At 63.4% G+C, this 24,801-nt stretch carries 20 protein-coding genes; 2 read left to right on the top strand and 18 right to left on the bottom strand.

Annotated elements, in window-relative coordinates:
* Positions 1 to 8: 8 nt before the first annotated feature.
* Positions 9 to 1,172, top strand: coding sequence for a hypothetical protein (locus tag NKH06_RS09770; RefSeq protein ID WP_352892862.1), 1,164 nt, complete (start codon positions 9 to 11; stop codon positions 1,170 to 1,172).
* Between the two features lies 1 nt (position 1,173).
* On the opposite strand, the gene NKH06_RS09765 is transcribed toward NKH06_RS09770, so the two are convergent.
* The 18 genes from NKH06_RS09765 to tssA are packed head-to-tail and all read right to left on the bottom strand — an operon-like array spanning position 1,174 to position 21,165.
* A complete protein-coding gene (locus NKH06_RS09765; RefSeq protein ID WP_023809156.1) occupies positions 1,174 to 2,217 on the bottom strand; it encodes a hypothetical protein in 1,044 nt (347 codons plus the stop codon).
* Positions 2,214 to 3,299, bottom strand: coding sequence for a DUF2169 family type VI secretion system accessory protein (locus NKH06_RS09760; RefSeq protein ID WP_050592625.1), 1,086 nt, complete (start codon positions 3,297 to 3,299; stop codon positions 2,214 to 2,216). Before NKH06_RS09760 ends, NKH06_RS09765 begins: the two co-directional genes overlap by 4 nt.
* Before the next feature lie 3 nt (positions 3,300 to 3,302).
* Complete coding sequence (locus NKH06_RS09755; protein ID WP_023809154.1) at positions 3,303 to 3,782, bottom strand: hypothetical protein; 480 nt, start codon at positions 3,780 to 3,782, stop codon at positions 3,303 to 3,305.
* A gap of 3 nt (positions 3,783 to 3,785) precedes the next feature.
* Positions 3,786 to 4,211, bottom strand: a complete 426-nt coding sequence (locus tag NKH06_RS09750) for a hypothetical protein (protein WP_023809153.1) — start codon at positions 4,209 to 4,211, stop codon at positions 3,786 to 3,788.
* A gap of 9 nt (positions 4,212 to 4,220) precedes the next feature.
* Entirely contained in the window at positions 4,221 to 5,066 is an 846-nt protein-coding gene (locus NKH06_RS09745; protein WP_352892859.1) for a DUF4150 domain-containing protein, read from the bottom strand.
* A gap of 19 nt (positions 5,067 to 5,085) precedes the next feature.
* Positions 5,086 to 5,634, bottom strand: coding sequence for a type VI secretion system-associated protein TagF (gene tagF / locus NKH06_RS09740; protein ID WP_023809151.1), 549 nt, complete (start codon positions 5,632 to 5,634; stop codon positions 5,086 to 5,088).
* Entirely contained in the window at positions 5,616 to 9,152 is a 3,537-nt protein-coding gene (gene tssM, locus NKH06_RS09735) for a type VI secretion system membrane subunit TssM (RefSeq protein ID WP_352440780.1), read from the bottom strand. Before tssM ends, tagF begins: the two co-directional genes overlap by 19 nt.
* A 1-nt stretch (position 9,153) precedes the next feature.
* Positions 9,154 to 10,476 (bottom strand): type IVB secretion system protein IcmH/DotU, encoded by a 1,323-nt coding sequence (gene icmH / locus NKH06_RS09730; RefSeq protein WP_023809149.1) that lies wholly within the window; start codon positions 10,474 to 10,476, stop codon positions 9,154 to 9,156.
* A 4-nt stretch (positions 10,477 to 10,480) separates the two neighbouring features.
* On the bottom strand, positions 10,481 to 11,815 hold the full coding sequence (gene tssK / locus NKH06_RS09725) for a type VI secretion system baseplate subunit TssK (protein ID WP_023809148.1): 1,335 nt from the start codon (positions 11,813 to 11,815) through the stop codon (positions 10,481 to 10,483).
* Between the two features lie 39 nt (positions 11,816 to 11,854).
* Positions 11,855 to 12,307 carry a type VI secretion system lipoprotein TssJ gene (tssJ, locus tag NKH06_RS09720; protein ID WP_023809147.1) on the bottom strand — a complete coding sequence of 151 codons (453 nt, stop codon included), beginning with the start codon at positions 12,305 to 12,307 and terminating at the stop codon, positions 11,855 to 11,857.
* A gap of 3 nt (positions 12,308 to 12,310) precedes the next feature.
* Positions 12,311 to 13,783 (bottom strand): type VI secretion system-associated FHA domain protein TagH, encoded by a 1,473-nt coding sequence (gene tagH, locus NKH06_RS09715; protein ID WP_023809146.1) that lies wholly within the window; start codon positions 13,781 to 13,783, stop codon positions 12,311 to 12,313.
* Positions 13,780 to 14,847, bottom strand: coding sequence for a type VI secretion system baseplate subunit TssG (gene tssG, locus NKH06_RS09710; protein ID WP_023809145.1), 1,068 nt, complete (start codon positions 14,845 to 14,847; stop codon positions 13,780 to 13,782). The genes tagH and tssG overlap by 4 nt, the downstream gene beginning before the upstream one ends.
* Positions 14,811 to 16,685 carry a type VI secretion system baseplate subunit TssF gene (gene tssF / locus NKH06_RS09705; RefSeq protein WP_023809144.1) on the bottom strand — a complete coding sequence of 625 codons (1,875 nt, stop codon included), beginning with the start codon at positions 16,683 to 16,685 and terminating at the stop codon, positions 14,811 to 14,813. Before tssF ends, tssG begins: the two co-directional genes overlap by 37 nt.
* Position 16,686: 1 nt before the next feature.
* Positions 16,687 to 17,442, bottom strand: coding sequence for a type VI secretion system baseplate subunit TssE (gene tssE, locus NKH06_RS09700; RefSeq protein WP_023809143.1), 756 nt, complete (start codon positions 17,440 to 17,442; stop codon positions 16,687 to 16,689).
* The gene (locus NKH06_RS09695) at positions 17,429 to 17,890 is read right to left on the bottom strand and encodes an Hcp family type VI secretion system effector (protein ID WP_027035516.1); all 462 of its coding nucleotides are present in this window, start codon (positions 17,888 to 17,890) and stop codon (positions 17,429 to 17,431) included. The genes tssE and NKH06_RS09695 overlap by 14 nt, the downstream gene beginning before the upstream one ends.
* A gap of 47 nt (positions 17,891 to 17,937) precedes the next feature.
* Positions 17,938 to 19,443 (bottom strand): type VI secretion system contractile sheath large subunit, encoded by a 1,506-nt coding sequence (gene tssC / locus NKH06_RS09690; protein ID WP_023809141.1) that lies wholly within the window; start codon positions 19,441 to 19,443, stop codon positions 17,938 to 17,940.
* A gap of 3 nt (positions 19,444 to 19,446) precedes the next feature.
* Entirely contained in the window at positions 19,447 to 19,986 is a 540-nt protein-coding gene (gene tssB / locus NKH06_RS09685; protein WP_352440778.1) for a type VI secretion system contractile sheath small subunit, read from the bottom strand.
* Positions 19,987 to 19,992: 6 nt separating this feature from the next.
* Positions 19,993 to 21,165, bottom strand: coding sequence for a type VI secretion system protein TssA (tssA, locus tag NKH06_RS09680; RefSeq protein WP_352440777.1), 1,173 nt, complete (start codon positions 21,163 to 21,165; stop codon positions 19,993 to 19,995).
* A gap of 312 nt (positions 21,166 to 21,477) precedes the next feature.
* On the opposite strand from tssA, the gene tssH reads away from it, so the two are divergent.
* Entirely contained in the window at positions 21,478 to 24,258 is a 2,781-nt protein-coding gene (gene tssH, locus NKH06_RS09675) for a type VI secretion system ATPase TssH (protein WP_352440776.1), read from the top strand.
* Positions 24,259 to 24,801 lie beyond the last annotated feature (543 nt).

Raw genomic sequence — 24,801 nt, 5'->3', positions numbered from 1 at the left:
CGTTGCCTATGCACCGCGTCGCGACCATCGCCGCCATCGTGGATCAGCATGCCGAGGACGCGGCTTTCCTGTGGCTGCGCCGTCGTCGGGAGATCGACGGTCCAATCCTCGACGAAACCGATATCGGTCGCATAGACCAGCGTCTCGAAGCCAATCTTGAAGGGCTCATGGCAGCCGGCAAGGCCGGTTGGGAAGCTGCTCAAGCGCGCTTTGCTGACTACGCCGAACCAGGCGAACTTTTCGTGCTCGGCACTCTGGCAATGCGTTGGAGCGATGCCAAACTGGTAACCTCCGCAATCGACGCCGGCGTAAGCGTGGGTGAAGCCGGCTTTTCAAGCTTGTCCGCTGCGATCGCGCGCACGCCGCGCTATAACCTGCGTCCCTTCGTGGCGCAATGGCTGGACACAAGCGATGCGCGACTACGCTGCCTTGGGCTGTCTGCGCTCTGGCATCACCGCGTCGATCCGGGACCGCGCCTGCATGATCTGGCCAGCCATTCCGACGCGAACGTCCGCCGGCGCGCCGTTCGGCTCGCCGGTGGGCTCGGGCGGCGCGACCTGCTTCCGGCAGTCCTGGCTGGCCTTGATGGCGAGACGGCGAGAGAACGTCTTGCGGCCGCCTTCGCCGCTTGCCTGCTTGGTGAGGCGCGGTCCGCGCACCCAGTGATCGACAAGATCGTGCTGACGGAGACGGACCAAGCGGAGGCGGCGATCGAGATACGCCTGCTGACAACGCCGCCCAAGGCCGCGAAAGGTTGGTTGCAGACGCGCCTCGGCCAGCCCCTGCTACGCGTGGCGGCAACGGCGTCGATCGGCCTGTTTGGCGATCCGTCGGTGATGCCCTGGCTGATCGAGAAGATGCGCGAACCGGAACTTGTCTTTGCCGCCGGGCTGGCGATGCGCGATCTGTTCGAGGTGGATTTCAACGACACCGACCTGTTCACGATAGACCCGGCCGATTTGGGGAAGGCGTTTGAATCTCTGAACCACAGCCCGTTGCCTGTCGCCGATCGCGTTGCTGCTTGGTGGGACGAGGGACGGGGCGGGCGCGGTCGCACGCCTTTCCATTCGATGCGCCGGTTGCGGCTCGACGCGTTGCGCGCGGCCATCGCGGCAACCGATACGCCGCTGACCGATTGGCGCAGGACGCGCCGGTTCCCGGCCTGGATGTAATCTATCGGCGGTTCGCCCGCGCCACGACGGCGGCGGCGCGCAATCCGTTCTCGGATGCGACTTCGCACATGGCAATCGATCCCGGCGCATAATTCTGGACAAGACTGTCGGCGGCCAGCATCAGCGCCAGCGCGCCGCTGGCCGCGCCGGTGTCGCCGACCGTCATCGCCGGATAGGCCGTCGCCATCAGGGTGCGGTGCGTGCGATAGAAGCGCGGTCGGGCAATCAGCATCTCCCAGCCATGATAGCGCTCGCCATTGCCGTTCGAGACGACGAAGTCGATGTCGGGTTCCGATGGTCCCGATCCCGAAACGGCGTCGCGCAGCGCGCCGAGCATGGCGCGGCCCTGGCTGTAGCGCTCGGAAAGGATGCTGTCCGTCTCCTGGGCCATGCCGATGCCATGGATAGCGGCCACGACAGGCTCGCGGCCAGGTTCCCGCAGCAGCCGCACGAAGACGGCCGCCTCGCCAGGAACCAGTCCTTGGGCGTTGTCCGCGCCCTGTAAACGTCCGGTCCGGCTGAGCCGGCCGAGGTCGGTGTGGTTGACGAGGCTGTCGACGCCACCGAGCAGCACTTGTGCGGCGCCTTGATCCTCCATCAGTGCAAGCGCCCGTTCTATCAGTCCCACACTTGCCGCCGCGCCGCCGTCGATGACGCACGAGGCGTGGTGGAATCTCAGGCCTGTTGCGTCGACAACCGCGGCCAGGAAATCGCGCGCCGGAATATCAACGAAAGCCGGATGGTTGCGAAAGCTCTCCGGCGTCGTGATGAGCAGCGCGGTGGCCGCCGCGACCCCCGGCTCGCCCGCGCCGAGCGCTTCGTTGATAGCGCGGGCGGCCATGTTGACCAGCCATTCGCCTTCGTTGCGGCGCAGATGCCGGTGAGTGGGTATGCGCGCGACTACCTGTGGCACTCCGAACGGTTCGGCGAGCGTGATTTCCTCGAAGGCCGAAAGGCTCGCCCGAATGGCTGCGATCGTTTGCCGCGCGTTCAGCCCGGCGGGCGTGACGGCGCCGCCGCCGGCGACGTAGAGCGGCCGCTTCATGGCTGCCACACGGCGCGGTCGACTGTGCCGTCGCCGCCACGCGGGCTGAGATAGCTCTTGCGCTTGCGCCGGGCCACGAGAAAGGCGGGCGTGACATGGCCGAAGACGATTTCCCGCAGCGCCGGCGTGTTCCGTTTTGTCACGTGTGAAAAGCGCGCTTTCAGTGTGACGCGCCACAGATCCGGCTCGACAATCACCGTGTCCGCGGCAAACGGACGTTCCTCGACCCGGTCGTCATAGATCAGCCGCACAGGCGCAACGATGCGCGGCAGGCGGAAGTCCCAGCGGCCGTTCGGTGTCATGCCGATGATCGTGACAGTCTCACCGCCATGGATTGCCGGCAGGTGCTGGTCCGCCGGGGCGCACAGATTGTAGCGCGGATCGAAATCCCCGGGAGGCAGTGGCCACTGCGTGTCGATCCAGGCTTGGTCGTAGGTGCCCGCGAGCGGCAGTCTCGGCATCCAACCCCGCCCGAGCGGGCCGAAGCTGGCCGGTCTGGGCCGATCGGAGGGACTGAGATAAGGTTCGGCGGGGTAGGTGACATTCGGGGCTTGTGTTCGCACTGCCGGATCGGCGGACGAGGCATGGTGATAGCCGACGCCGACCGGGTTGCGTCGGTCAAGCCGGCCATCTGGCAGCGTCCCACCATAGGCGCGCTCGTAAACGATCGGCATGGTTCGGAACAGGGCCGGCGCACTGTAGCCGCCGGCATCGTAGATGCGGTCTCCGACAACGTTGAGCACCTTTTGCAAGCCACCGACGCGGAAACCGACCTGCATCTCCGCCACCGGACGGCGGTTCGGCGCGTGCGCCGAACCGTTGACAAGGATTTCGGCGGCCGGCTTATGCGGCGCAATATCGGCTTCGTAGCGATTGGAGGAATTGGCTGGATCGCCGAACGGGATATCCCAGAGCGCGACCGGCATCTGGTCTTCGCAGACGTCCAGTGCCGGTGCGCCGTCGAGCGCATCGAAGCTTGCCGAGAACATGACGACCAGGACTTCCTGGCCGTCGGCGTCGAGTTGCACATGTGTTGCGGTGGCGAACGGCGTGCGATTCTCGATCCCGACCGCGAACGCCATCGCTCAGCACCAATTGCCGTGTTCGTCGAGGCCGATCGGCCAGTAGGGCATCGCGGTCAGCAGCGTCGCATAGTCGTCATGGCCGCCCTGGATCAGCCACTCGAGAAGTAACACTTCGGGAGGCACCGCACTCGACGCGGAACGCCGGTTTTCCTTGTCGCACGCGAGCCAGTACTTGCGCACGAGCCAGACCACCCTCGGGTGGCCGGCGGGGCCGGCAAGCCCCTTGGCCTCGATCGTTCGGAGGATTGCCTCGCCCATCGGCAGGCCGGTCTCCATGCGCTCCTCGACACTCGCGTTCCATGTCTCGGACGCGACAGCGAACACGTCCACGAAATCGAGCAGATAGGCGGCGAACAGGCTGCGATGTCCAGCCGAGCCGGTCCCCGGCGCCGTCCCTTCCGCGCGGCCTCGGACGTCACCGGGCGCGCGCAGCAGCCGGTAGGTCCCGTTCTGGATGTTGTGGTTGACGAGCAGTGCCATCGCTCAGGACTCCTCGAATTCCGGATCTTCCCCGATGGGAATGAAGTCGAACGGCCTCATGAAGTCCGCCAGCTCGGGCTCGGTGTCGCCCAGCCAGGAGAGGAGCAACGTCACGGGTGGGACCGGCCCGTCCCCCTCGCTCCCTTCGGACAACTGCTTGGCCTCGGAGCCCCACATCTCGCTCCTCCCGGGCTCCGGCCCGCCGCCCGAAAGCAAGTCGTTCAGTCGCGTCGTTTCGAAGTAGTACTTCCGAAACAGGGCAATGACCCGAGGGTGACTCGCTGGTCCCGCCGGCCAGCGGGCGTCGACAAGCTCCCTGTTGACTTCCTGCGCACGAAGGTCATGCCACCATTCCAGCAATGGTGGCACGACGATCTTCAACTCGTCTGTCCAACGATCATAGATGTCTTGATACGTTATCGAGATCATTTCATATCTCTATATGCCCAGGCCGCCAATGTGCTTGTTCATCGCATCGTAAAGCTCGCGGCGATCCAGTGCGCGCATATCCTGGGACTGCTCCATGCTGTGAGCATGACAATGCGGCTGGCACGGAAGGTCGCGCATCCGCTGGGCGAAGCTGCCCGGATCGTGGCACGCTCCCATCTCCCACGCGGTCTTCTGCGGCGGCTGGTGATCGGCGATCATCGTGACCTTGCCGTCAGTCTGCCTTTTGATTTTCTTGTCAATGTCCTTCAGCGCCTTGTCCTTGCCTGGGCCTGAAGCCCGACGAAGGATGTTGGCGCGGTCCTTCTTGCACTGCCAGCAGGTCTGCCCCTGCACGGAAGCGCGCTGGGTCTCGGTCGTGGGGGTATAGTCCTCCGAGTACTTGTAGTCGCGCGGGCAGTCTTCCTTCATCGCGTCCTTGCCCAGCACCACCGAGAAGTCGACCATGGCGGACACGTCGACCGTGTTCGGCAGCGGGCTCGCGGTATTCTGCTCCATCGGATCGCCGTGGCGGCAGACTCCCTTGCCCTCGACCTTGACCGTGAACGACCAGAGCTTGAACGAGCCCTTACCCTTGATGCGATGGGTGACCACGCCGGCGCCAAGTCCAGGCGTGGCCGCTTCGTTGCCCGTACTCAGCGCCACTTCGGAAGAGTTCTCCAGCGCCGTCGGTGTTCCCTGCACCTTGACGCTCTTGCTGCCTTTGATGAGATCGCTGGCCGAAAGCATGTTGACATATGGAACCGGCACCGGTCCCGCTGGCGGCGGCGGCGGGCTGAGGCAGACGTCGCCCGGCGCGACGCCCTTGCCGCCGCTTGCCTGGTGGAAGAAGCCCATCTTTTCGGCGTAGACCGTGTTACCCATGGCTCAGGACCCCGCCGTCTCCGGCGATGCCGCGCATCGCGGGCAGGGCATTTTGAGCAAGGTCGTGGATGTCGGCGAAGCCGAACTCCCTGACCTCCCAGTCGTCGCTCCAGAATGCGATCTTGTCGGTCGCGGCGGCGGCGCCCGGAGGTGGCAAAATCTGAAGGCTTTCGGCCAGCCGGGTCTGCGCCCAGTAGTTGTCGACGCAGTTCTGAAGAAGCGAGGCCACTGCATCGTACCACGGGTCGCCCGGCTCCGGCGGGGCCCCAAGCCGGACGATGGCGAACGGATAACGGCGGCCGACGCGATCCTCGCTCATGCGCCAGACGCCGGCACAGGGCTGGTCGCCGAAAATGCCGCCCTTGACGATGAAGCGCCAGACACGCGAATCCAATTCCCCCTCGTCTGGCCTCTCGCGCAGTTCCATCGACATCCACCGGTCCCAGCGGTCGATGAACGCTCGCGGCAAGTTCGCGGCGACAAAATCTCCGGTCGCCGGAATCTTGCCGAAGAAGCCGGTGCTCATATCTGCGGCGGACATGAGAATTTCTTGAACATTTGCAGGTTGTAAGGGTTTTCGACGCTGGCGGCCTTGAGCTCGAAATCGGCGTACATGCCTTTCGTGCCCAGCCGCAGGCTGTAGACATCGGACAGCGAGGTTCCAGTGAATCGGCCGCTGCGCAGCATCCTCAGCCACGCCCAGCTGCCGGTCTCGTTGAGCATGATTTCGGGCGAACCATCGATGGGCTGGAAGGCGAGCGAGATGACCCCGGTGCCGTCCTTGCCGGGCCAGGTCATCGGTTGCGGCCGCGTCGCGTTGTTGAAGTAGACGAGGGTCTGGCCATCGAGATTGAGCGTTACGCGCGTGACGTTCGGAGACAGGTCCTTGGGTTCCAGCGTGAAGCTCATCACCGGTCCTGTACCGCCGGGAAAGAGATCGTCGCGTATCCGCCTGGCCTGCTCGAAAGCCGCCAGCGCCGAAGGGTCGAGGCCGAAATCGGCACGCCATTTCCACGGCTGGCTGGCGGTGTCGACATAGCTGATCAAATGGTCGTTGGTGAACGCGTCGATCAGGCCCGCCGGTCCGAACAGGCGGGCGAAGTCGCGGACATTGACGTCCACCGCGCTTTCGGGACTGAACGGATAGCGGTCGTTGAGCGCCGCCTGGCAGAAGGGCAGGATGTCGGCGCGCCAGATGGCGTTGAGCTCCGAGGTGACCGCCTTTTGCGTCAACCCGCTGGTGTCGCCGGCGACACCGCCGAGCCAGTCGTCGACCGGGTCGGGCAGGATTTGCGCTTGCCTTGCGACCGCCCCCGTCAGTTCGGCGAGGCCGCCTTGCTTCTTGATGGCATCCTGGGGATCGGGATTGGCCGTGACCGTCTGCAAAACGTTGGACAGCGCCGTCAAAGCCACCACCGCGGCGTCGAGTGCTGGCGGCTGGCCGTCGACCTCGGCAATAGCACCTTTGAGCGGCTTGAAGTGTTCGGCCACCAGGTTGCCGGTAAGATCCACCTCGTCAGCTGAGCCCGCGCGTGGAAGCAGCTTTGCCCCCGTTTTGACGATCTTGCCGAGCTTGCCGAGTTTGCCGAGCAGTTTCGAGCCGCCCTTGGCCGCCGCCTTGTCGTCGGCCGGCGCTTCATCGGACCGGGTAAGCTCGGTCTCCTGAACGACCGCCGTGAGCAGGCGTTTCAGCGCTGAATCGGCGCTGGAAAGATCCTTCAGATTCTCACTGGCGACATTGAGGTCGCTCAACGGCGCCAGCCTCATATCGCGCAGGAAGCTGTCCCACTGTGCGATATAGTCGTCGTAGTAGAGCTTCAGGATGTCCTCGGACAGCGCCGACACGGACGTTTCGGAGTTCTCGGAGCAGCCCCCGGCGAAGACCGCCCGATCCAGCGCCGCTTGTGCTGCCACATCCTCGATCCGGTCGAGAACGGCGTCATGGAAGCCTGCATAGGTGAATGCTCCCGAAATGCCGACGCGAAGCGTCTTGCCGGAGCGACGCGCAAAAACCTTGGCGCCGTTGGGACCGGCGAAATTCGCCGGAATCCATTCTTTGAGCCCGGCCACTACCGGATCGGCCAGCAATTGCTTGTAGGCACGCGCCGGCAATGAAATCGTGCATACCGTTTTCAGCGCTTCGGCAACCAGCGCCTGGTCGGGCTCGATATAGCTTTCGTCGACCGTCATCCGGCGGATGGCCGCAAGCTGATGCTCTTCGGCATCGGCGGTTGGAAATGGTGCTGCGGCCGCGAATTCGGGAAGGCTGTTGACCCACCAGTTCTGGGTGTAGTCGGGATCCATCTGCGACAGACCCGTCATCATACGATAGGTCTTGAGAGCGCCGAGCATGAAATCCGGATCGCGGATCTGCCGCCACATGGTGGCCTCGAGAAGGGCCACCATGTGCGGCTCAAGCACGTTGCGCAAGGCGTGATCGTAGGTGTCGGTCTGAGCCCGCACCAGTTCCGCCGAGGCCGATGGCCCTAGCAGATCCTGGACAGCGGCCGGCGGTGCTGTCCGGGCATTTGAGACCGCGTCCATTGCCTCGAGCGCGCCGTCGATGGCAGGCTGCTGCACCGATGCCGGGTTTGCGGCAGCCGAGGTCAACGGCGTCTGCAGCGCTTCGAACTGGCTTGCCTGGGCCGAGATCGCATTGCGGTTGTCGTAGTAGGACCAGGCAAACACCGCACTGGCCAGCAAGCCCGCTGTGGCACAGGCAGCCGCCGCGCCCCGCCAGATCCAGGCGCGGCGGCGTTGCGCCAGCGGGTCGAACGTACCCAGGCCTGCTTCCTTGAAGATGACTTCGGTGAGCAGGTTCTTCAGGAAGAAGCTGCGTTTCTCGACCCTTGGTGCGGGCAGGACCCGCCGTGGCGGAAGACCGAAAGACGACGACAGCGCCGCGGTCAGTCGGTCGATAGGCGCCCCTTCCTGAGTCGCCGACGTCAGGTAGAGGCCGCGCAGCCATGCAGCCTCTTCATACCGGCTTTCGCCGAACATCGCCTCGACCAGCACCTGGATCGGTTCGGACAGGCTTGCGAGTTGGGCAGGAAACCGGAAGATCTCTGCACGGGCGGCGAGTTTTTCCTCATCCTCCAGGCGCGGCACCAGCCGCCGCTCCAGCTCCGTCGCCAGCGTCGAAATTTCGCGTTCGATGGTCTTGGCATCCACGCGCGCATCCAGCGCGAAGGTCGTTCCCCACACCTGCTCGCGCGAGGCGGTGGACAGACCGCCGAAGAAGGCTTCGAAACCCTTGATCAGATCGGCCTTGGTCAGCATCAGATAGACCGGAAGGCGGATTTCGAGCCGGTCGTTGAGCTCGGCCAACCGGCGGCGGATCTTGCGGCCGTGCGCCTTGATGGCTTCGTCGCCCTCCGAAAGCACGTCGATCGAAAGCGCCACGATGACGCCGTTGAGCGCGCGGCGGCCGCGATGCTTCTTCAAAAGGTCGAGGAAGCCCAGCCATTCCGCCGCGTCCACATCGGGCTGGCTCTCCTGCTGCACATAGCGGCCGGCGGTATCGATCAGAACCGCGTTTTCGGAAAAGAACCAGTCGCAGTTGCGGGTGCCGCCGACCCCTTGCAGGTCGTCGGTGAGGTCGATCGGAAAATTCAGTCCGGACTGCCGCAGAGCCGTGGTCTTGCCGGTGGCCGGCGGCCCGACGATCACATACCACGGCATGTCGCGCAGAAACTTGCGGCCGCCCAGCTTGCGGCGCTTCAGTTCGGCCATCACCTCGGCGAACTTGGCACCCACGGCAGCGACGTTCTCTTCGCCGGGGCTCAGCGGCTTTTCCACCGCGGGCGCGGCAATGTCGGCGACGAACAGGCGGTTGGCGCGGATCGCCCGGCGCTGGGCGACGATCAGCCAGATCAGCCAGAAGATGACCAGCAGCGCGATGATGACGATGCGCACATTTTCAGAGGCGAACGGTTCGTAGGCACCGACCCTGACGATCGGACCGAACACCCAGATGACCAGGGAAAGCAGCGTGATGCCGATCAGCGTCCACAGCCAGCGCGATGTCAGAACCGCCCAGAGGAAGCGCAGGATGAACATCTCACAGCCTCTTTTCGACAAGCACCTCGGCGCGGCGGTTCAAGGCTCGCCCCTGGCGCGTGCTGTCGCTGGCCACTGGATCGGTGGCCGCGCGGCCCTCGGAATGGACGCGGTCCCGTGGCACTCCGTTCTGGACCAGCATGTCGGCAATCGTCTGGGCGCGAGCCTCGGACAGCCGCTGGTTGGTCGACAGCGGATTGGTCTTTTGCAGAGGAACGCCGTCCGTATGACCGATCACCGTGATGTTTCCGATCAGCTCCTGATTGGCGAGGATCACCTTGGCGATCGAACCGATCAGAGGCTCGAAGCCTTCGGTCAGTTGTGGCCGCGACGACTGGAACAGTTCGGGGTTGGAGGCCTGGATGATCAGCTTGGCCAGCGAGACGCTCTCGGTGCCGCTGAGGGCGGATCTGAGGTCGGCCGGTGCACCGGCCTGAAATTCCGGCAACAGCGCAAAATCCACTTTCTCCGGCGGCGGGGCCTCGACCTTGGGCGACGTACGGCTGATGTCGCCGCGTGCAGGCGGCGGCAAGGTGCGCACAAGTGCGGAAAGCTCGACCGCCTGGCTGCTCAGTCCCATCGAGAGCCCGATATGGATCGCTGTGGAAACAACCGCCGCACCGAGCGCCATGACCCAGATCGGAACGATGAAGCGCTGCGGCTCGTCGGATGCGATCACGCCCTTCCAGTTTGGCGACAGTGGCGCGCCTTCAGCGTCGGCATCGCGCAGGAAGCGTGCCGCCGCCACGCGAACGGCATTGAGCGAACGGTCGCCTGATCGCCCAGGCACGCGATATTTGCCGCGGAAACCGAGCGCCATGCAATCATACTGCAGTTCCAGCAATTCGCGATCGCGGTTGGGATGGCGTTCCAGTTCGTCGAGACGCGTGAAGAACTGCGTGCCGGCATCGACATCGCCACGCAGCATGACCACAAGCGGCTGCCGAGGCCAGGCGCTGGCCCCACCCCAGGGCGTGTTCAGAGCCAGATCATCGAGCAACGCCGCCACGATCCAGGCTGCCTGGTCGGCCCTCTCCATCGAGGATCCCGTCGACATTGCCATGTCGCGTGCCCGAACCAGTTCTTCGAGCAATCGGGTGCGCAACGTTTCCGGATTCTCCGGCGGCAGCGCACTCTCGAGCTCGGGAGCGAACTCGAGCAAGGGTGCGAATGCGTTGACAAGCGCGTTCGGGTGGGTCCGAGACCGCTTTACCACCGCCCCCGGCAACAGCGGCGCCATCGGTCGCGGCATCGGCGCGCCGGTCAGTCGTATGCGGGTGCGTTCGCGATCATCCGACAGTCCGAACGGATCATCGCGGCTCATGATCTCACCTGTTCACCGAATAGCAGTCCACCTGCGGCTCGCTTGGCAACACGCCCGAAACGCCGATGACAAAGCCGGGAGCATCGAGCAGCGAGGCCCAATGCTCGCTTTTCTGGTCCAGCTCGAGGCACAGCCGATCGCCATCGTAGGGGATCTCGCGCGGCTGGGAATGAAGCGGTTTCAGCGGAATGCCGGGCAATCGCGATTTCCACAGGCCCTCGAACTGGTCGGCCGAGCCGACAGTCGCCTGATTGACGAATATCTTGCGCAGCGCGTCCTCCGACAGCTCCGAACCGACCCGGATGACGATCCGGCTGGCCACCAGCAGCTTCGGGTTGTCGATGCGGATTTTCCAGACATTGGTCGAATGCCGCATGACAGGCAGCGCACGCGATTTAGGCTCGATGTAACGCAGGCTGAGGATGAGCGAGCGCAGCGCATCCGCCAGCGCCGAATAGGCGGGGCCTGGCGCCATGTGATCGTAAGCGGGTAATTCGCCCAGGCGCCGCGCGCTCGATCCGTAGGTCGCCATCGAACCAGCGAGCCCGGCAAGTTCCAGGTAAAGCTCGGCCGGATGGAAGACATCCTGCGCCAGCATGTGGGCGAGCCGCGGACGCGCCGCATTGGCGAGATTGAGCATCAGCAGATCTTCGACGCTGCGCCCAGGCCCGCCCATGACCATCTTGCCATGCGCCTCGGCGATCTGCTCGAGGCCTGTGACAACTTCCAGAAGCAATTGCCGATACCAGGCCACCGCGCCGGTAATCAGTGTCGGCGGCAGGAAGGTCTCGTCCAGAGAGACGCCACCATCGGCTCGAACCCCCTTGAGGTCGGCTATCGGCAAGGCTGTGTAGCCACCGACCGACTTGCCGGGTGCAAGCAGCAGCGCCTGCGGACGGGCGATCTCGATTTCTTCAGGATCTGAACCGCCCTGGACGGCGTCACGCACCGAAACGACCCGCCCGTGATAGCGTGCTCCCGAGGCGGCTGCGTGTGCCGGATCGAAGCCGACACCTCCCGGAGGCTCCAGAGGCAAGGCCACCAGCACCGGCCCGGCGCTCGTGTCCGGGGTGACCGGCAATGGTCGCGGCGCGTCCATCATGTCTGGAATGGAGAAAGGTGTTCCGTCCGGAAAGATGCCCCGTGCGGACAGGATCGAGATCTGGCCGGCCTCCAGCAATGCCTGATCCAGCGTCAGCTGCTGGAAGCCGAACGTATGCAACTGCCCGGCCTGCAACGCGCCGCGCACCGTCGCCTCGAAAAAGCGATCCTGCTGCTGGAAATGCTGGGTCCGGAGAAACAGACCTTCGGACCACAGCACCCTGTTTGCATCGCTCATGCCGCTACTCTCTGCATCGAGCTCCCCTTGCCCTGGCCGTTAGGCGGAAATGCCGCCGCTGCCAAGCGAGACGTTGACCGTAAATTGTGATCCCGCCGACACTGACTTGGTCGTCCGCCAGTTCCGGCCGCCGGGCTCGCGGATCAGTGCAACGAAGCCCAGCGCCGTCGCGTCCGGCTCGACCGTGATGGTCTTGGACGCGGTCTTTCCCGGCCCGACGGCTATCTGGTCGGATCCGATGAGGTCGCCTGCGAGTGCCGAACCGGCATCCCCCTGCAAGGCAAAGTAGTCGGCGGAATTGAATTTGCCGGTGCTGCGCAGCCGCATGACGAGGACCGTCACCGGCCGGTCGCCGCCGCCCGGTCCCGGGTTCATACCGGCCCCGCCGGTCAGTTTGACGGTGATCACCGATGGTTTCGGCGGCCCGCTCTGGCAAGCCGTAAGCAGCCCGGTTGCGCCCAAGGCGACAATGAATTCGCGTCGATCGATCATGTCTCACTCCTCCTCATATGCATCCCGAAAATCAGCGCCGATTTCGCCCAGAAAGCTTTTTTCCGCGCTCTCGGCGATTTCACGGTGGCGTTTCTGGTAAAGCTCCCACAGCTTGGCGCTGCGTCCGCCCGAAAGCAGCGTGCCGATCGCGGAATTCGATTTCAGCTCTTCCTCGATCGCTGTCGGGTCAAAACGGTCAATCATCCGCCGCAAGGCGCCCTGTACGCCGCGCCAGGCGCGCACGTGATGTTGGGCGAGGTCGCGAACCGCGTCGGCGATTGCCGCTTCGCCGGCGAGAAATCCAGGGCTGCGCTCGGCGAGAAGCGTGACGATGGCGTCGTCGACCGTCGGCAGAAACTTGAGCGGATTGACTTCGGAAGCCCCAACCATGGTCTGGGCGACGCGAGCGTTTCCCTTTTCCTCGGCCCGTTTGCGCAGAAGCTGCATCAGGCCTTCCATCATCAACCGATATTCGCGGCCAAACTTCTCCATTTCCGCAATGCTGTCGCGCTCGGGGAAATCGGCTTCCTCGACACCCATGCCATGCAGGAATGCGGAGCGGAGCGCCATGTCCCCCAGTTGCGGCGCTGCCGGCAGGCGGGCGGGTTTGGCAGCAGCACCTGCCCGCGCCGGAGGCGGGACGTCAGCCGCTTGCGCGGGCAAATCCCAGGGATTGGCGGATTGTGGTCGTTGGGCGATGCGCTCGCGCTGCCCGGCCGAGCCGGTGCCGTTTGCCGAACCGGGCGCCGCGGCCGATCCGAAACCAAAATCATCCTTGAAATCGGACGGCTTTCCATGAGCGGGCTCGGCTCCCCGGCTGGGAGACGGCACGGGGTCGAGGCCGAAGGGGTCCGCCTGGTTCGCCGCGCCGCCCGGTTCGCGGTAAGAGGCGGCATTTTTCGACACAGGCGTTGAAACCGGATCGAGGCTGAACGGGTCATCGAAACCAGGCGAACTGCGCTGGCCGGAGGTGGCACGCTCGAACGCGCCTGGAACCGGCCGTTCGAACGGGTCCGGCAAATCCGCCGGACGTGGCCGTCGCGGCTCTTCTTCGACCGTGGCGGAAAAGAAGTCGTCGTGGCCGATGCTCACCGGCGCCCGGGATGCCGGCGGCAGGCGTTCCGGAGCCGGCTGGCCGGCTGTGGGTGCTTGGGCGGTTGGCGTCTGCAGATCGACATAGACGACGTAGTCGCCCAGTCTTAGCCGCATACCGCTTTGAAGACGCGTCGACTTGCCGGCGCCGAGCGGGCTGTCAGAATCGTTTATGAACAATCCGCTGCTTGACGTATCGGTGACGAAATATCCATCTCGCCCGCCCGAGATCCTGCAATGAGCTCGCGAAACGAACATGTCGGGATCGTCGATCTGCCAGCCTGCGTCCGCGCTGCGGCCGATCACCAGGTCGCCTTCGTCCAGCCGGGTGTGCCGTACGGCCTGGGTGCGTGGCCCTTGCTCCAGCGTCAGCAGCAGGCTCATGTCGCGACCCCCGCCATTTCCGGCTGCCATCCGACGATTGTGCGCAGCCGCAGATCGTCAGCATCGCCCCTTTCAACAGGCCGCGCAAGCCAGGCAGTTCGGCCGAGCTGTACCGCTCCGAGACGGGGCGGCGGCACGGCTTCCCGCGCAAGCACGATGCGCAGATCGACGTCGAGCGATTCCCCGACCATGTCGCGAACGGCTTGCTTGAACAGTTTGAACCGCTGGCCACCGGGCAGGAACGCCTTGAAGTCCTCGTACCCCAGCGGGCCGACACGGAGCTCGATTCGGCTTTGGCGGTTGAAAACGCGCGGGCCGATTGTCGCTCCTCGGCCAAGCCCTGCATAGGCTTTTGCAAGACGGGTCTGGAGCCCGGTTGGGATGATTATCCAGGCGGCGATGAACTCCTTAATCTGAACCGGCACCTTGAACGCTTCCGCCAGGAACAGCGTCAGCCGTTCCGGGCCGTCGACCTGGCTGGCGAGCGAAGCCGCCTGGCGAAGCTTCACCGTATCGAGATCGGTGTTCTGGGTGCCCGGAAGTCCTATTCCCGCCATGGCTTCGAGCATGGCGCGAACGCGCCCGCCGACCGCGCGTTCGACCTGTACGGCCGGATGCGCATCCGCCCATGCCCGATAATACAGGGCGATCATGCGGTGCTGAAGAATGTTGACGAAGTCCACGAATGTCGTGTCGCTGGTTTGCTGGGCATCGGCGCCGGTGAACCAGCGCTGCGACAGACGATCGAGCACCCAGCGTGTCAGATGCAGCGGCAGCGGACCTTCGGGTCCCATCAGGCCGAGATTTGCGACGGTGACCCTGGCCGGAGCCTTGTCCTTCGCGTCGTGGAATTCAACCACGTCCCTGGCCGAAAAGCTAAGACGCACATGCTGTCCGAGCCTTGCAGGCTCGCGCTCTGGCGAGCCGGAATAGCCGAACAGCCCGCCCCTCCGTTCGAGTCGGCGCAACAGTTCGAAGAAGTCGAACGTCCCGGACAGCGCCTCGGCATGGTTCGGGTCGACTGTGTCTAGATCAGGTAGCGATTGCCGGGCGTCATCGGCCATGGCACATCCTCCTGCTTCTGCAGCAGCCGCGTACGGGTTCGCACGAAGCCGTTTATCCCGGCATGCCGGGCAAACAGCCGTGCCAGCAGGGCCGAAAGCAGCAATGTGCTTTGCCCTGCCAGGACCAACTGGTCGACATGCAATGTTACTTCCGTGCCACGTCCAAAGCACATCGGGCCGTCGATCTGCAGCCGTTCGATGACCGACCGCGAGTCGATGCGAACGATCGAATGCACGTTGCGGGCAAGGCTCGGATCTCCCCGGTCGGCGTAAAGATCAAGCAGCGCATGCAGCGGATCGACGCCGCGGCCTTCCTTGGCAAGGCTGAGAAAATTGAGCGCCAGTTGCGCCACCAGCCGCCAGGCGAGATTGTCGGCGCGCGATTCGCCCGCCGCGCCCGAAGGCAGCGCCGCGGGGATGGCCGGGCGAGGCGGACGCAACGCGCCGAGAAGCCGCACCGTTTCGACCGGGTCGCCGGCCTCCAGCGTCAAAGTGGGATTGTCATCGAGGATCGGCAGATCGCGGTTGGTGCAAAGCGCCACGATGTCGACACGCTTCAGCGACCGGTTCGCCTGGCTTTCCACCGGGCGTGAAATTGCCAGGAAAACATCGTCCCCTGCGTAGGAGGTGCGGGTCAGCCCGTCGCGCCGCTCGTCTTCCGTCGCGCGACGAGGACGCCGCTCGGTCGAGTAGACCCAGCCACTGCCACGATTCTGACCCAGGCTGAAGAGCTCCGGAATTTCGGCATCGCTGCCCCCGGTGTCGGCGTCCTCCACGCGGATGACCCGATAGATTTCGAAGTCACGCGCCCGCGTTCGGTCGGCATGCAGCACCTGGCGCGTCCTGCGCGGATCAAGCTCGATGACGTTGCACTCACGCTCGAAGAGATTGATGATCGGCGTTGCGAAAAGTTCGAAATCGGCCGGGGTCAAGTCGGCAAGCTCGGGCACTGGACGCCTGAACATGAAGATGATCTCGAGCCCGGCGGCGCATCGGCGCACGACGGGCTGCAGTCCGGAAACCCGCGCATAGTGAAAGCGCTCGGGCATCATGAAATATTCGCGCAGCAGACGGTACCCCTCGAATGTCGGACGGGTCCGAGGCATCAGGGCTTCGTCGTCGCTGATGCCGATCATTTCGGGTTCCGGCAAGGGCGATACGGGGTTGGTCTTGCCTTCCGCGCGTGCGCCAACGGCCGAACAAGCGCCAAAAATCGCGTCGAGAATCAAGGGTGCCTTGGTGCGCCCGGAAAAATAGAGATCAAGCTTGTCGAGCGACAATTCGTCGAGCCTGCCTTTTCCGGTTCGGGCCAGCACGATGCGGAGCGCCGCCTCGCCGGCCACACCGCCGATCGGCCCTATGCCGGCCGCCGCCAGCGCGCTGCGATCTTGAAAATAGCTTACCGAAGTCACCGCTATCGGCCACAGCGTGACGTCCTGGGCGGTGGTGAAGGTGCAGCGCGTCGAAAGGCCGGGCTGCAGGCCGGAAACCAGCCGGGTGTTGCGCTTGACGACATGGCCGGCAACCATCGTCTGGACCTGCTGGCCGGGTTTCAGCACCACCATAGCCGTTGCCGGCGCCGGCGTGACCAGATCGGGATAGAGGACATCCAGCACGCTGCGTGAAAACCGCGAGCGCTCGGCATCGACTTTCAGCCGGGTGCGCGCCGCGAGAAAAGCGACGCCGTCAAGCAACCGCTCGACATACGGATCCGGACACGGCACCGTGTCGAGGGAGAGATTGCGCGCCACCGCCGGATGCAGGTCGGCAAATTCCGCCGCCAGCGCACGGATATGGGTCAGTTCCTCCTCGTAATATTCCACGAAGACCCGATCCATCTCAGGCCTCCCTAAATTCGGTCCGCGCCAAGCCGTTGTCGAGATTGATCGTGGTGCGCAGACGCATGCGTTCCGGCGTCGGCGTCATGATCAGCACCGCGTCAATCTCGATCTTCAAACCCACGCTCTTGTCGCCAAGCGTCACCGTGACCTTCGTCGTACTTTCCTTGAGGCGTGGCTCGAAGGTAGCAAGCACCGAGCGGATCTCGCGGGCGAGCGCCTCGCGATCAAAATCGCGGGAGGAACGGCCCGAAAAGGAGGGCACGCCGTAGTTGATCACGCTTCGGCGCACCTCCGGGAAATCGGCGAGCGACGGCGGGTTGTCCGCTGCCTGCTCGCTTTCGAGATCGGAAAGAAGCGGAACAGCCTCGAAACGCTCGGTGTTGAACAGGGCCTCGATATCGCGCCGCACGGCCTCCCGGAGCACGCGGGCCGACACGACCACGCCGCGGCTTTCCATCTCCACGCGATGCTGGATCTGAAAGGCCAGGCGGTGCAGGCGCCGCTTCTGATCGGCCGTCAGCTCCGCATCGGCATCGATGAGCCGCGCGCTGCCCGCAACCAGACCCTCCAGCCGGTCGGCGCCGAGTTCGTCCTGCAAGGCCTGGCGCAGCCCGTCTATCTCGGAGGTCATGCCCGGCAGGTCGTTTACGAGGCGGTCCCAGAGAGAGGGCTGGACCGCTTCGCGTTTTGCTCGCGAACCAGCGGTGACCTGCAGCTTGTCCGCGTCGGGCCGCCGGCCCTCACTTGCCGACATAGACATCCATTTCGATTTCGTCATTGCCGTCATAGACGAACTTGATCTTCTTGTAGGCGAAGCTGACCTCTTCCTCGATCAGGTCTTCCTCATCCTCCGCCTGCGACAGGTCGTATTCCATGATCGAGGCGTCGGTGAGGGTGACGACCAGGTAATCATTCGTCTCGCCATCGATGGTCCGGCGAGCCGAGAACACCACTTCGTCCAGCGCCTTGTTCTCGAACAGTGCTTTCTTCAGATAGGGCGAGGACTTGTCGTAGTGCTTGGTGAACTTGATCATTCCCAAGGAGACACGGCCGCGGCGCGAGAGCGAATTCGGATCGTATGGCGCGACTATCTTGTAATCGACCCCATGGATTTCGATTTCGTCCTCGTGGCCGTCACGAACGCTTGGGCCTTTGATATCCGGAACTTTTAGAAAGCCATCAATCTTCGTACCTGTGGGCATTGTCTTTCTCCACCGCTTTCAAAAAACCAAGATGGTGTTGCTGCAATTCAAGTCTTCACGGACGGTAGTTCCGAGACCAGTCGGAGCGAGGCATTGATGCCCTCGAGCTGGTAATGCGGACGCAAATAGAAGCGGGCGTTGTAATAGCCCGGCCGCCCCTCAACGCTGTCCACCTGAACCTCGGCCGCGGCAAGCGGGCGCTTGGCGCGCGCCTTGTCGTCGGCGAAGGCCGGGTTGGCCAGCACATATCGGTTGATCCATTCGGTCAGCCAGATCTGCATGTCGGAGCGCTCTTTGAACGAGCCGACCTTGTCGCGCGCAATGGCCTTGAGGTAATGCGCAAAGCGCGAGACCGGGAAGAGATAGGGCAGGTTGGCACTCAGCCGCTCATTGGACTGCGCGTCGGGGTCGACCAGCCGCCCCGCCCGCGTCTCGTCGTCCTGCAGTGAGTGTGCGCCGATGAAGGCCGCGAGATCGGTGTTCTTTCGATGCAGGATCGGCATCAGGCCTAGCTTGGCCAGTTCCGCTTCGCGCCGGTCGTCGATGGCGACTTCGGTCGGACATTTCATCGCGATCGATCCGTCATCGGTCGGGAAGCTGTGCACCGGCAGGTTAAGCACCGTGCCGCCATTCTCGACGCCGCGGATCTGCGTGCCCCAGCCATAGAGCTTGTGGCTGCGGTTTATGTTCACGCCCATAGGGAAGGCGGCGTTCATCCAGACATATTTGTTGTGATCGCCCTGCACCTCTTCCTCGAAGGTGAAGCCCTTCACCGGAACGGTATCCGTGCCGTATGGCAGCCGCGCCAGAACACGCGGCATGGTCAGGCCGATATAGCGAGCGTCCTCGCTCTCGCGCAACGACTGCCACGAGGCATAGGCCGGGTTGGAGACGATCTGCTGGAGATCTTGCGGGTTCGGCAATTCCTGCCAGCTGTCCATGCGGAACAGGCGCGGCGAGGCGGCTGCGATAAACGGCGTGTGTGCTGAAGCACAGATGCCGGAGATGTTACGCAACAAACCGACGTCGCGCGGGTGGTTCGAGAATTCGTAGGCGCCAATCACACAGCCGATCGGCTCGCCGCCAAGCATCGAATACTCGTCCGTATAGACTTTCTTGAAGATCGGGCTCTGATCCCACATCTGGCCTTCATAGTCTTCGAGCGTGTCGGCCAGTTGCTCCTTGGAGATGTTCATCACCCGGATCTTCAGCTTCTGATCCGTCTCGGTGTTGTTGATGAGATACCAGAGGCCGCGCCATGTGCCTTCCATCTCACGCACTTCGGGCGCGTGCAGGATCTCGTTGACCTGTGTCGTCAGCATCTTGTCGATGCCCGCGATCAGCGACTTGATCGACTTGATCGCATTGGAGGAGATGGTGGTGGTCTCGGAACGGGACTGCGCCGCGAGTGCGAGATTGCGCACGAGTTGCTGCAGTTTCTCGCTGTCGTCCTTCTTGACCTTGAAATCCTTCTCGAGAAGCCCGCTGAATTCTCCAAGATCTATGGCTTCCGCCTCGGCGGCGACGGCGGCGGTCTTTTGCTGTTCGGCCATGATTTACTCCCCAACCTTGTCGTCGTCGGCCAGCGCCTGGCTGGCGATCTTGCCAAGAAGTGGTTCGTTGTTCAGAAGTTGCGCGATGCGTTTTTCGGCGTCGACGCGGCCATCCATGAAGCCAAGCAGCTCCTCGAGCTGGCGCCGCATCTTGAGGATCTCGGCCAGTTGCGGAACTTGCTCGGCAATCTTGTCCGGGGCGAAATCGCCCATTCTGGAAAATGTAAGGTCGAGCGCCAGTTCCTCGTCCCGCTCGGCGCCCTCAACCTGAGGCAGCGTATTCTTCACGCGGGCTTTCACTCGTGGTCCGAGCGCCTCCATGAATTTGGGGAAGCGGTTTGCGTCGGTCTCGACAAAGGAACGGTCCAGCACCGACTTTGACGCTTCCTTGGTCTGCGAAGCACCGGAAAGGTCGGCCATCACGCCCATGACAAACGGCAATTCGATCGTCGTCGGGCTACCGTAGGTTTCCACGTCGTAGGCGATCTGCACCCGCGGTGCGCGATTTCGTTCGATAACCTTCGCTTTGCTTTCGGCTGGCATGTGCTGTTACCTTTCATCCTTCTGAGCCGTCTTCTTGACATCGGGAACGCCGGCAAGGAGCCGGAATTCCTTCAGCCCCGACGGCGCGAGATCTTCCATCAGTTCAACGAAATCCATATGCACCATCCGGCGCACGCGCCGCGCTAGGTGCGGAATCGGGCTCGACGGTTCAGTGCGGTCATAAAAGGCGACGACGAGGTCGAGGCATTTCACCACGTCGTCGCGCGAGGAAATCCGGTTGGGAAGCCCCGTGCTCGAGTCCGCGTAGCTTGCCGCACTTGCCATAGTATCGGCTCCATGACCGTTTCGAGCAGGCGTTGCCGGTTCTGCCGGCGTGGGCGGCTTGGCCGCGCCATTCGCCAAGGCGCCGGCTGCCGAATTCCGTTCGAGGGTCGTCAGCAGACGCTGCAGAAACCGCTTCAATTCCGGAACAGGAGCGCCGCCGCCCTCGAGACGGGCGTTGAGAGCGGTCTCGACCGCATCAAGGGCTGCGATCGCTGCCCGGGCGTCGGCGACGAGCAAGACCATTTCTGCGTTGGCTTGATCCATCTGTGCCGCACATCCAGCACGCACCCGGTTCAACAATTGTCCGTGCGCACTGACCAGTGCGGCCTTTTCTGCCGCGTTCAATCCCGAGGCGGCTTCCTGGAGCATGACACGGTCGTCGAGCGCACACCTTTCCAGATCCTTGCCCTGGATCGGGCCGATCGCACGTGGCGCAAAGAACGTCATTTGCCGCAGGTTCGCCAACAACCCCTCCTGACCATTCTGGAGGTCGAGCAGCGCGTTGATACGGCGCAAGGCGGCATCGCGTGGCAAAGCGTTGGGCCGCAGTGCCGGATGCATTGTTTCCCAATGCTGATCGAAGGTCTGCGCAATAAGGGCCAGCCCCTGCGCGAGCCCGGCCAGTCCTTCTTCATTGGCCAGCGCGCGCGTGACGACGACGAGCAGGCGCAGGTCCCGGCCATGCGCACGCAATTCCTCCGCCTTGGCGAGCACCGCGGGCCAGTCGACCGGAATGGTGCTTTGCGAGGCGGGTTTGTTCTGGCCGTCGTGGACGACCTTGATCTCGGGTTCCGTCAGGCGCTCCAGCTCATGAAAAGCCGGGTCGTTGCGCAAATCCTCCCCTGACGGATTTTCACCGTCGAGCGGAGCAAGCCAGAGTGCGACATCAATCACACCAACCCCCAGCGATCGGCCCTCAAACCGTACGTGACCCTACGGTATCACACGGTTGCACTTTACCACAATTCAAGCACTGCTCAAAAAATTAACGAAAGCTGACCAAGCCGCGTCTTGGGTGCTGGAACCCTTGACCAGATTGCTGACCCTGTATGTGAAATGCATTACACCGAGGCGGACAATTGCGTGGTTGTTTGCATCTGATGGCGCGGCACTCTCCACAAGTGGAAGGGGCGCTGTTCATCACGCTTTGTCAAGTGACGGCTTATGTGGCAGGTTATCGACTGGCAGATTGCAGGAGCACGTTCGATGGAACAGCGCCGGTCATCGCAGACCTTCAAACGCAAGGAACTGGTCGGCAAGCTCAATCCTGTCGGTGTGCGCGCCTTCAAGGCTGCGGCCGACACCGCCAAACTGCGCGGCAATCCTTACGTCGAGCTCGTCCACTTCATCGAGCAACTGGTACTTTCCGACCGTTCGGATATGCAAATGATAATCGCCGATGCGGGCCTTGATGCGAGCCGGCTCACGGCCGATATGACCCGCGCCGTCGACAAGCTGCCTTACGGCGCAACGTCGATCGAGGAATTTTCCGACCATATCTTCCATGCCATCCAGGAAGCCTGGAACCTAGCCACGCTGGAGTTCAGCGTCGAGGAAGTCCGCAGCGCCCACATTCTCCTTGCCTGCCTGAAGACGCCGGTCCTGGAAGGCCTGCTGTCGAAGATCAGCGGCGAGTTTGACAAGATCGACGCCGCCGCGGTCATCGCACGGTTCGCCGTTGTCATGGAGGGCTCGCTCGAAGCCGGCGCCTCGACCACGGTCTCCACCGCAGAGGCGCCGCGGCGGCCTCCGGGTGGGGATTCGGCGCTGGCGAAATACGCCACCGACCTGACCCAGCGCGCCCGCGACGGTAAGATAGATCCGGTTGTCGGCCGCGATCCAGAGATCAGGCAGATCGTCGATATCCTGATGCGACGCCGGCAAAACAACCCGATCTTGACCGGTGAGGCCGGGGTCGGCAAGACCGCGGTCGTCGAGGGCTTTGCCTTGCGTATCGCTGCGGACGACGTGCCGCCGACACTGCAAGGGGTCAGTGTGCGCATGCTCGATGTCGGATTGATGCAGGCGGGTGCAAGCGTAAAGGGGGAGTTCGAAAAGCGGCTGAAGGCAGTCATCGATGAGGTGCAGTCTTCCGAAACGCCGGTCATCCTGTTCATCGATGAGGCTCACACCTTGATTGGCGCTGGCGGCGCGGCTGGAACAGGCGACGCGGCCAATCTGCTGAAGCCGGCGCTGGCGCGCGGCGAACTGCGCACGATCGCGGCAACGACCTGGGCCGAGTACAAGCAGCATATCGAGAAGGATCCGGCGCTGACCCGCCGTTTCCAGGTAGTCAAGATCGACGAGCCGTCCGAGGCGGTGGCCGTTCTCATGTTGCGCGGTATCGCCGGCGTTCTTGAACAGCACCACAAGGTGCAGATATTGGATGAGGCGATCGAGGCGGCGGTTGGTCTCTCGCATCGCTATATCCCGGCGCGGCAACTGCCTGACAAGGCGGTGAGCCTTCTCGACACCGCTTGCGCCCGTGTCGCCATATCGCAGCACGCCACGCCGGCGGAGGTCGAGGACATCATGCGCCGACGCCAGGCGCTGGAGGTCGAGCGCGGCATCATCGGTCGCGAGGCCGCGATCGGCATCGAGGTGAGCGACCGGCAGGCACGGGTCGACACCGGGTTAGCCGAAACCGAAGTCATGCTCGCCGCCGCACAGGAGCGTTGGGACGGGGAAAAGGCACTCGTTGCCGAAATACTCGAACTGCGCGCCAGGCTGCGTGGCGAAGGTGTGCCGCTCGATGCGGTGGAGACGCCGGAGACCAATAGGGAAACAGCAGGCACGGACTCGGTTGAGACTCCGCTGCCCAAGGTCGAAACGCCCAAGACCAAAACGGCCAAAATCAATGTGGAGGCACCGGCGGCTGCCAATGCCCCTCCACCCGATCCGGCCGCCGATCTCACCCGGTTGCGCGAACTGATGGTCGAACTGGCCGAGGCGCAAGGCGAGACGCCGCTGATCCTGCCGTCGGTCGACCGCAACGCCGTGGCGGCGGTCGTTCAGGACTGGACCGGCATCCCGACGGGGCGGATGCTGTCGAGCCAGACCGAAAAAGCGCTGCGGCTGGCCAGCACTCTGTCCGAACGCGTGGTCGGCCAGGATCACGCCATGGAGATGATTGCCAAGCGTGTGCAGACCAGCCGCGCCGGGCTCGGCGCGCCGGAGAAGCCGGTGGGCGTGTTCCTGCTCTGCGGCCCCTCGGGCGTTGGCAAGACCGAAACCGCATTGGCCTTGGCCGAGACGCTCTACGGCGGCGAGCAGAACCTGATCTCGATCAACATGTCCGAGTTCCAGGAGGCGCACACGGTCTCTACCTTGAAGGGGGCGCCGCCCGGATATGTCGGCTACGGCAAGGGCGGCATCCTGACCGAGGCGGTCCGCCGCAAACCCTATTCGGTGATCCTGCTCGACGAGGTCGAGAAGGCGCATCCTGACGTGCACGAAATCTTCTTCCAGGTCTTCGACAAGGGGATGATGGACGACAGCGAGGGCCGGCGCATCGATTTCAAGAACACGCTGATCCTGCTCACCTCGAATGTCGGCTCCGAAGTCATCATGGATCGGACCAGGAATGGCACGCTGCGGGCAGGGCTCGACGATCTGGACACCGCGCTGCGCAGCCCGTTGCTGAAGGTCTTCCCTGCGGCCTTTCTTGGCCGGGTGGTGACCATTCCTTACTATCCGCTTTCGGGTTCGATGATCGAAGCGATCACCCGTCACCAGTTTGCCAAGATCGCTCGCCGGCTGCGTGCGACCAACGACGCAGAATTGGTGATCGGCGATGGCGTCATGGACCTAGTCAAGGCCCGCTGCACCGAGATCGAATCCGGCGGGCGGATGATCGATGCCATCCTGACAAACACGCTGCTGCCGGAATTGAGCCGCGGCGTGCTGAACCGCTCGCTCGAGGGCGAAAGGATGACAAGGGTAACCGTCGGCGCCTCCAAGGAGGGCTTCACCTATTCCTTCGAGTAAGGAAAGTTGATGACGGTTTGCTTCGGCTTCTTCGTGCATAGGCAAGCTGAGCCGACTAGCCTGGGAGCGGCCGGTGGCGGTGAATTCGTATGACGCAATCGGTTAGAAGAATGACGGTATTCTTTTACCTGCCACGACACCGGATCTGCGAGTGGCTTTAGTCAAACACGCTGCGGCCGCTGTGGGCGAAGGCATCCAAGGGTCGCGGAGAAGGTGCTACAGATTGTGATACCTATTGTGATACAAATCGGACGTTGGAGCAGAAAAAACATAATAAAAACAATAGCTTGATCCGGGGATAGGTCCCAGCCAAGGGTACCATAAATAGTCAGGTCATTTCAAAGACTTAAAGATTTCTGGCTTAGCCAAGCTGGCTTGAGTGTCAGTGCATTCTGTGAACGTGTACCATAGGGAGCTCGTCGAGCTATGCCTATGACGGTCGAACCTGCGACGTCGGCCGTCGTTTCGCTTGAGATCTTTGCGCAGCCAAAAATGCCGGCGTCCACAGGAGGCTAACGCTTGCGGAAACCGCAGGCCTGAGGC

Origin of the sequence: Mesorhizobium sp. M1342, from assembly GCF_040317955.1 — a bacterium.
In the GTDB taxonomy this organism is placed as follows: Bacteria; Pseudomonadota; Alphaproteobacteria; order Rhizobiales; family Rhizobiaceae; genus Mesorhizobium.
Note: the sequence above shows the minus strand (reverse complement) of the source record. Positions and strands in the feature narration are given on the sequence as shown.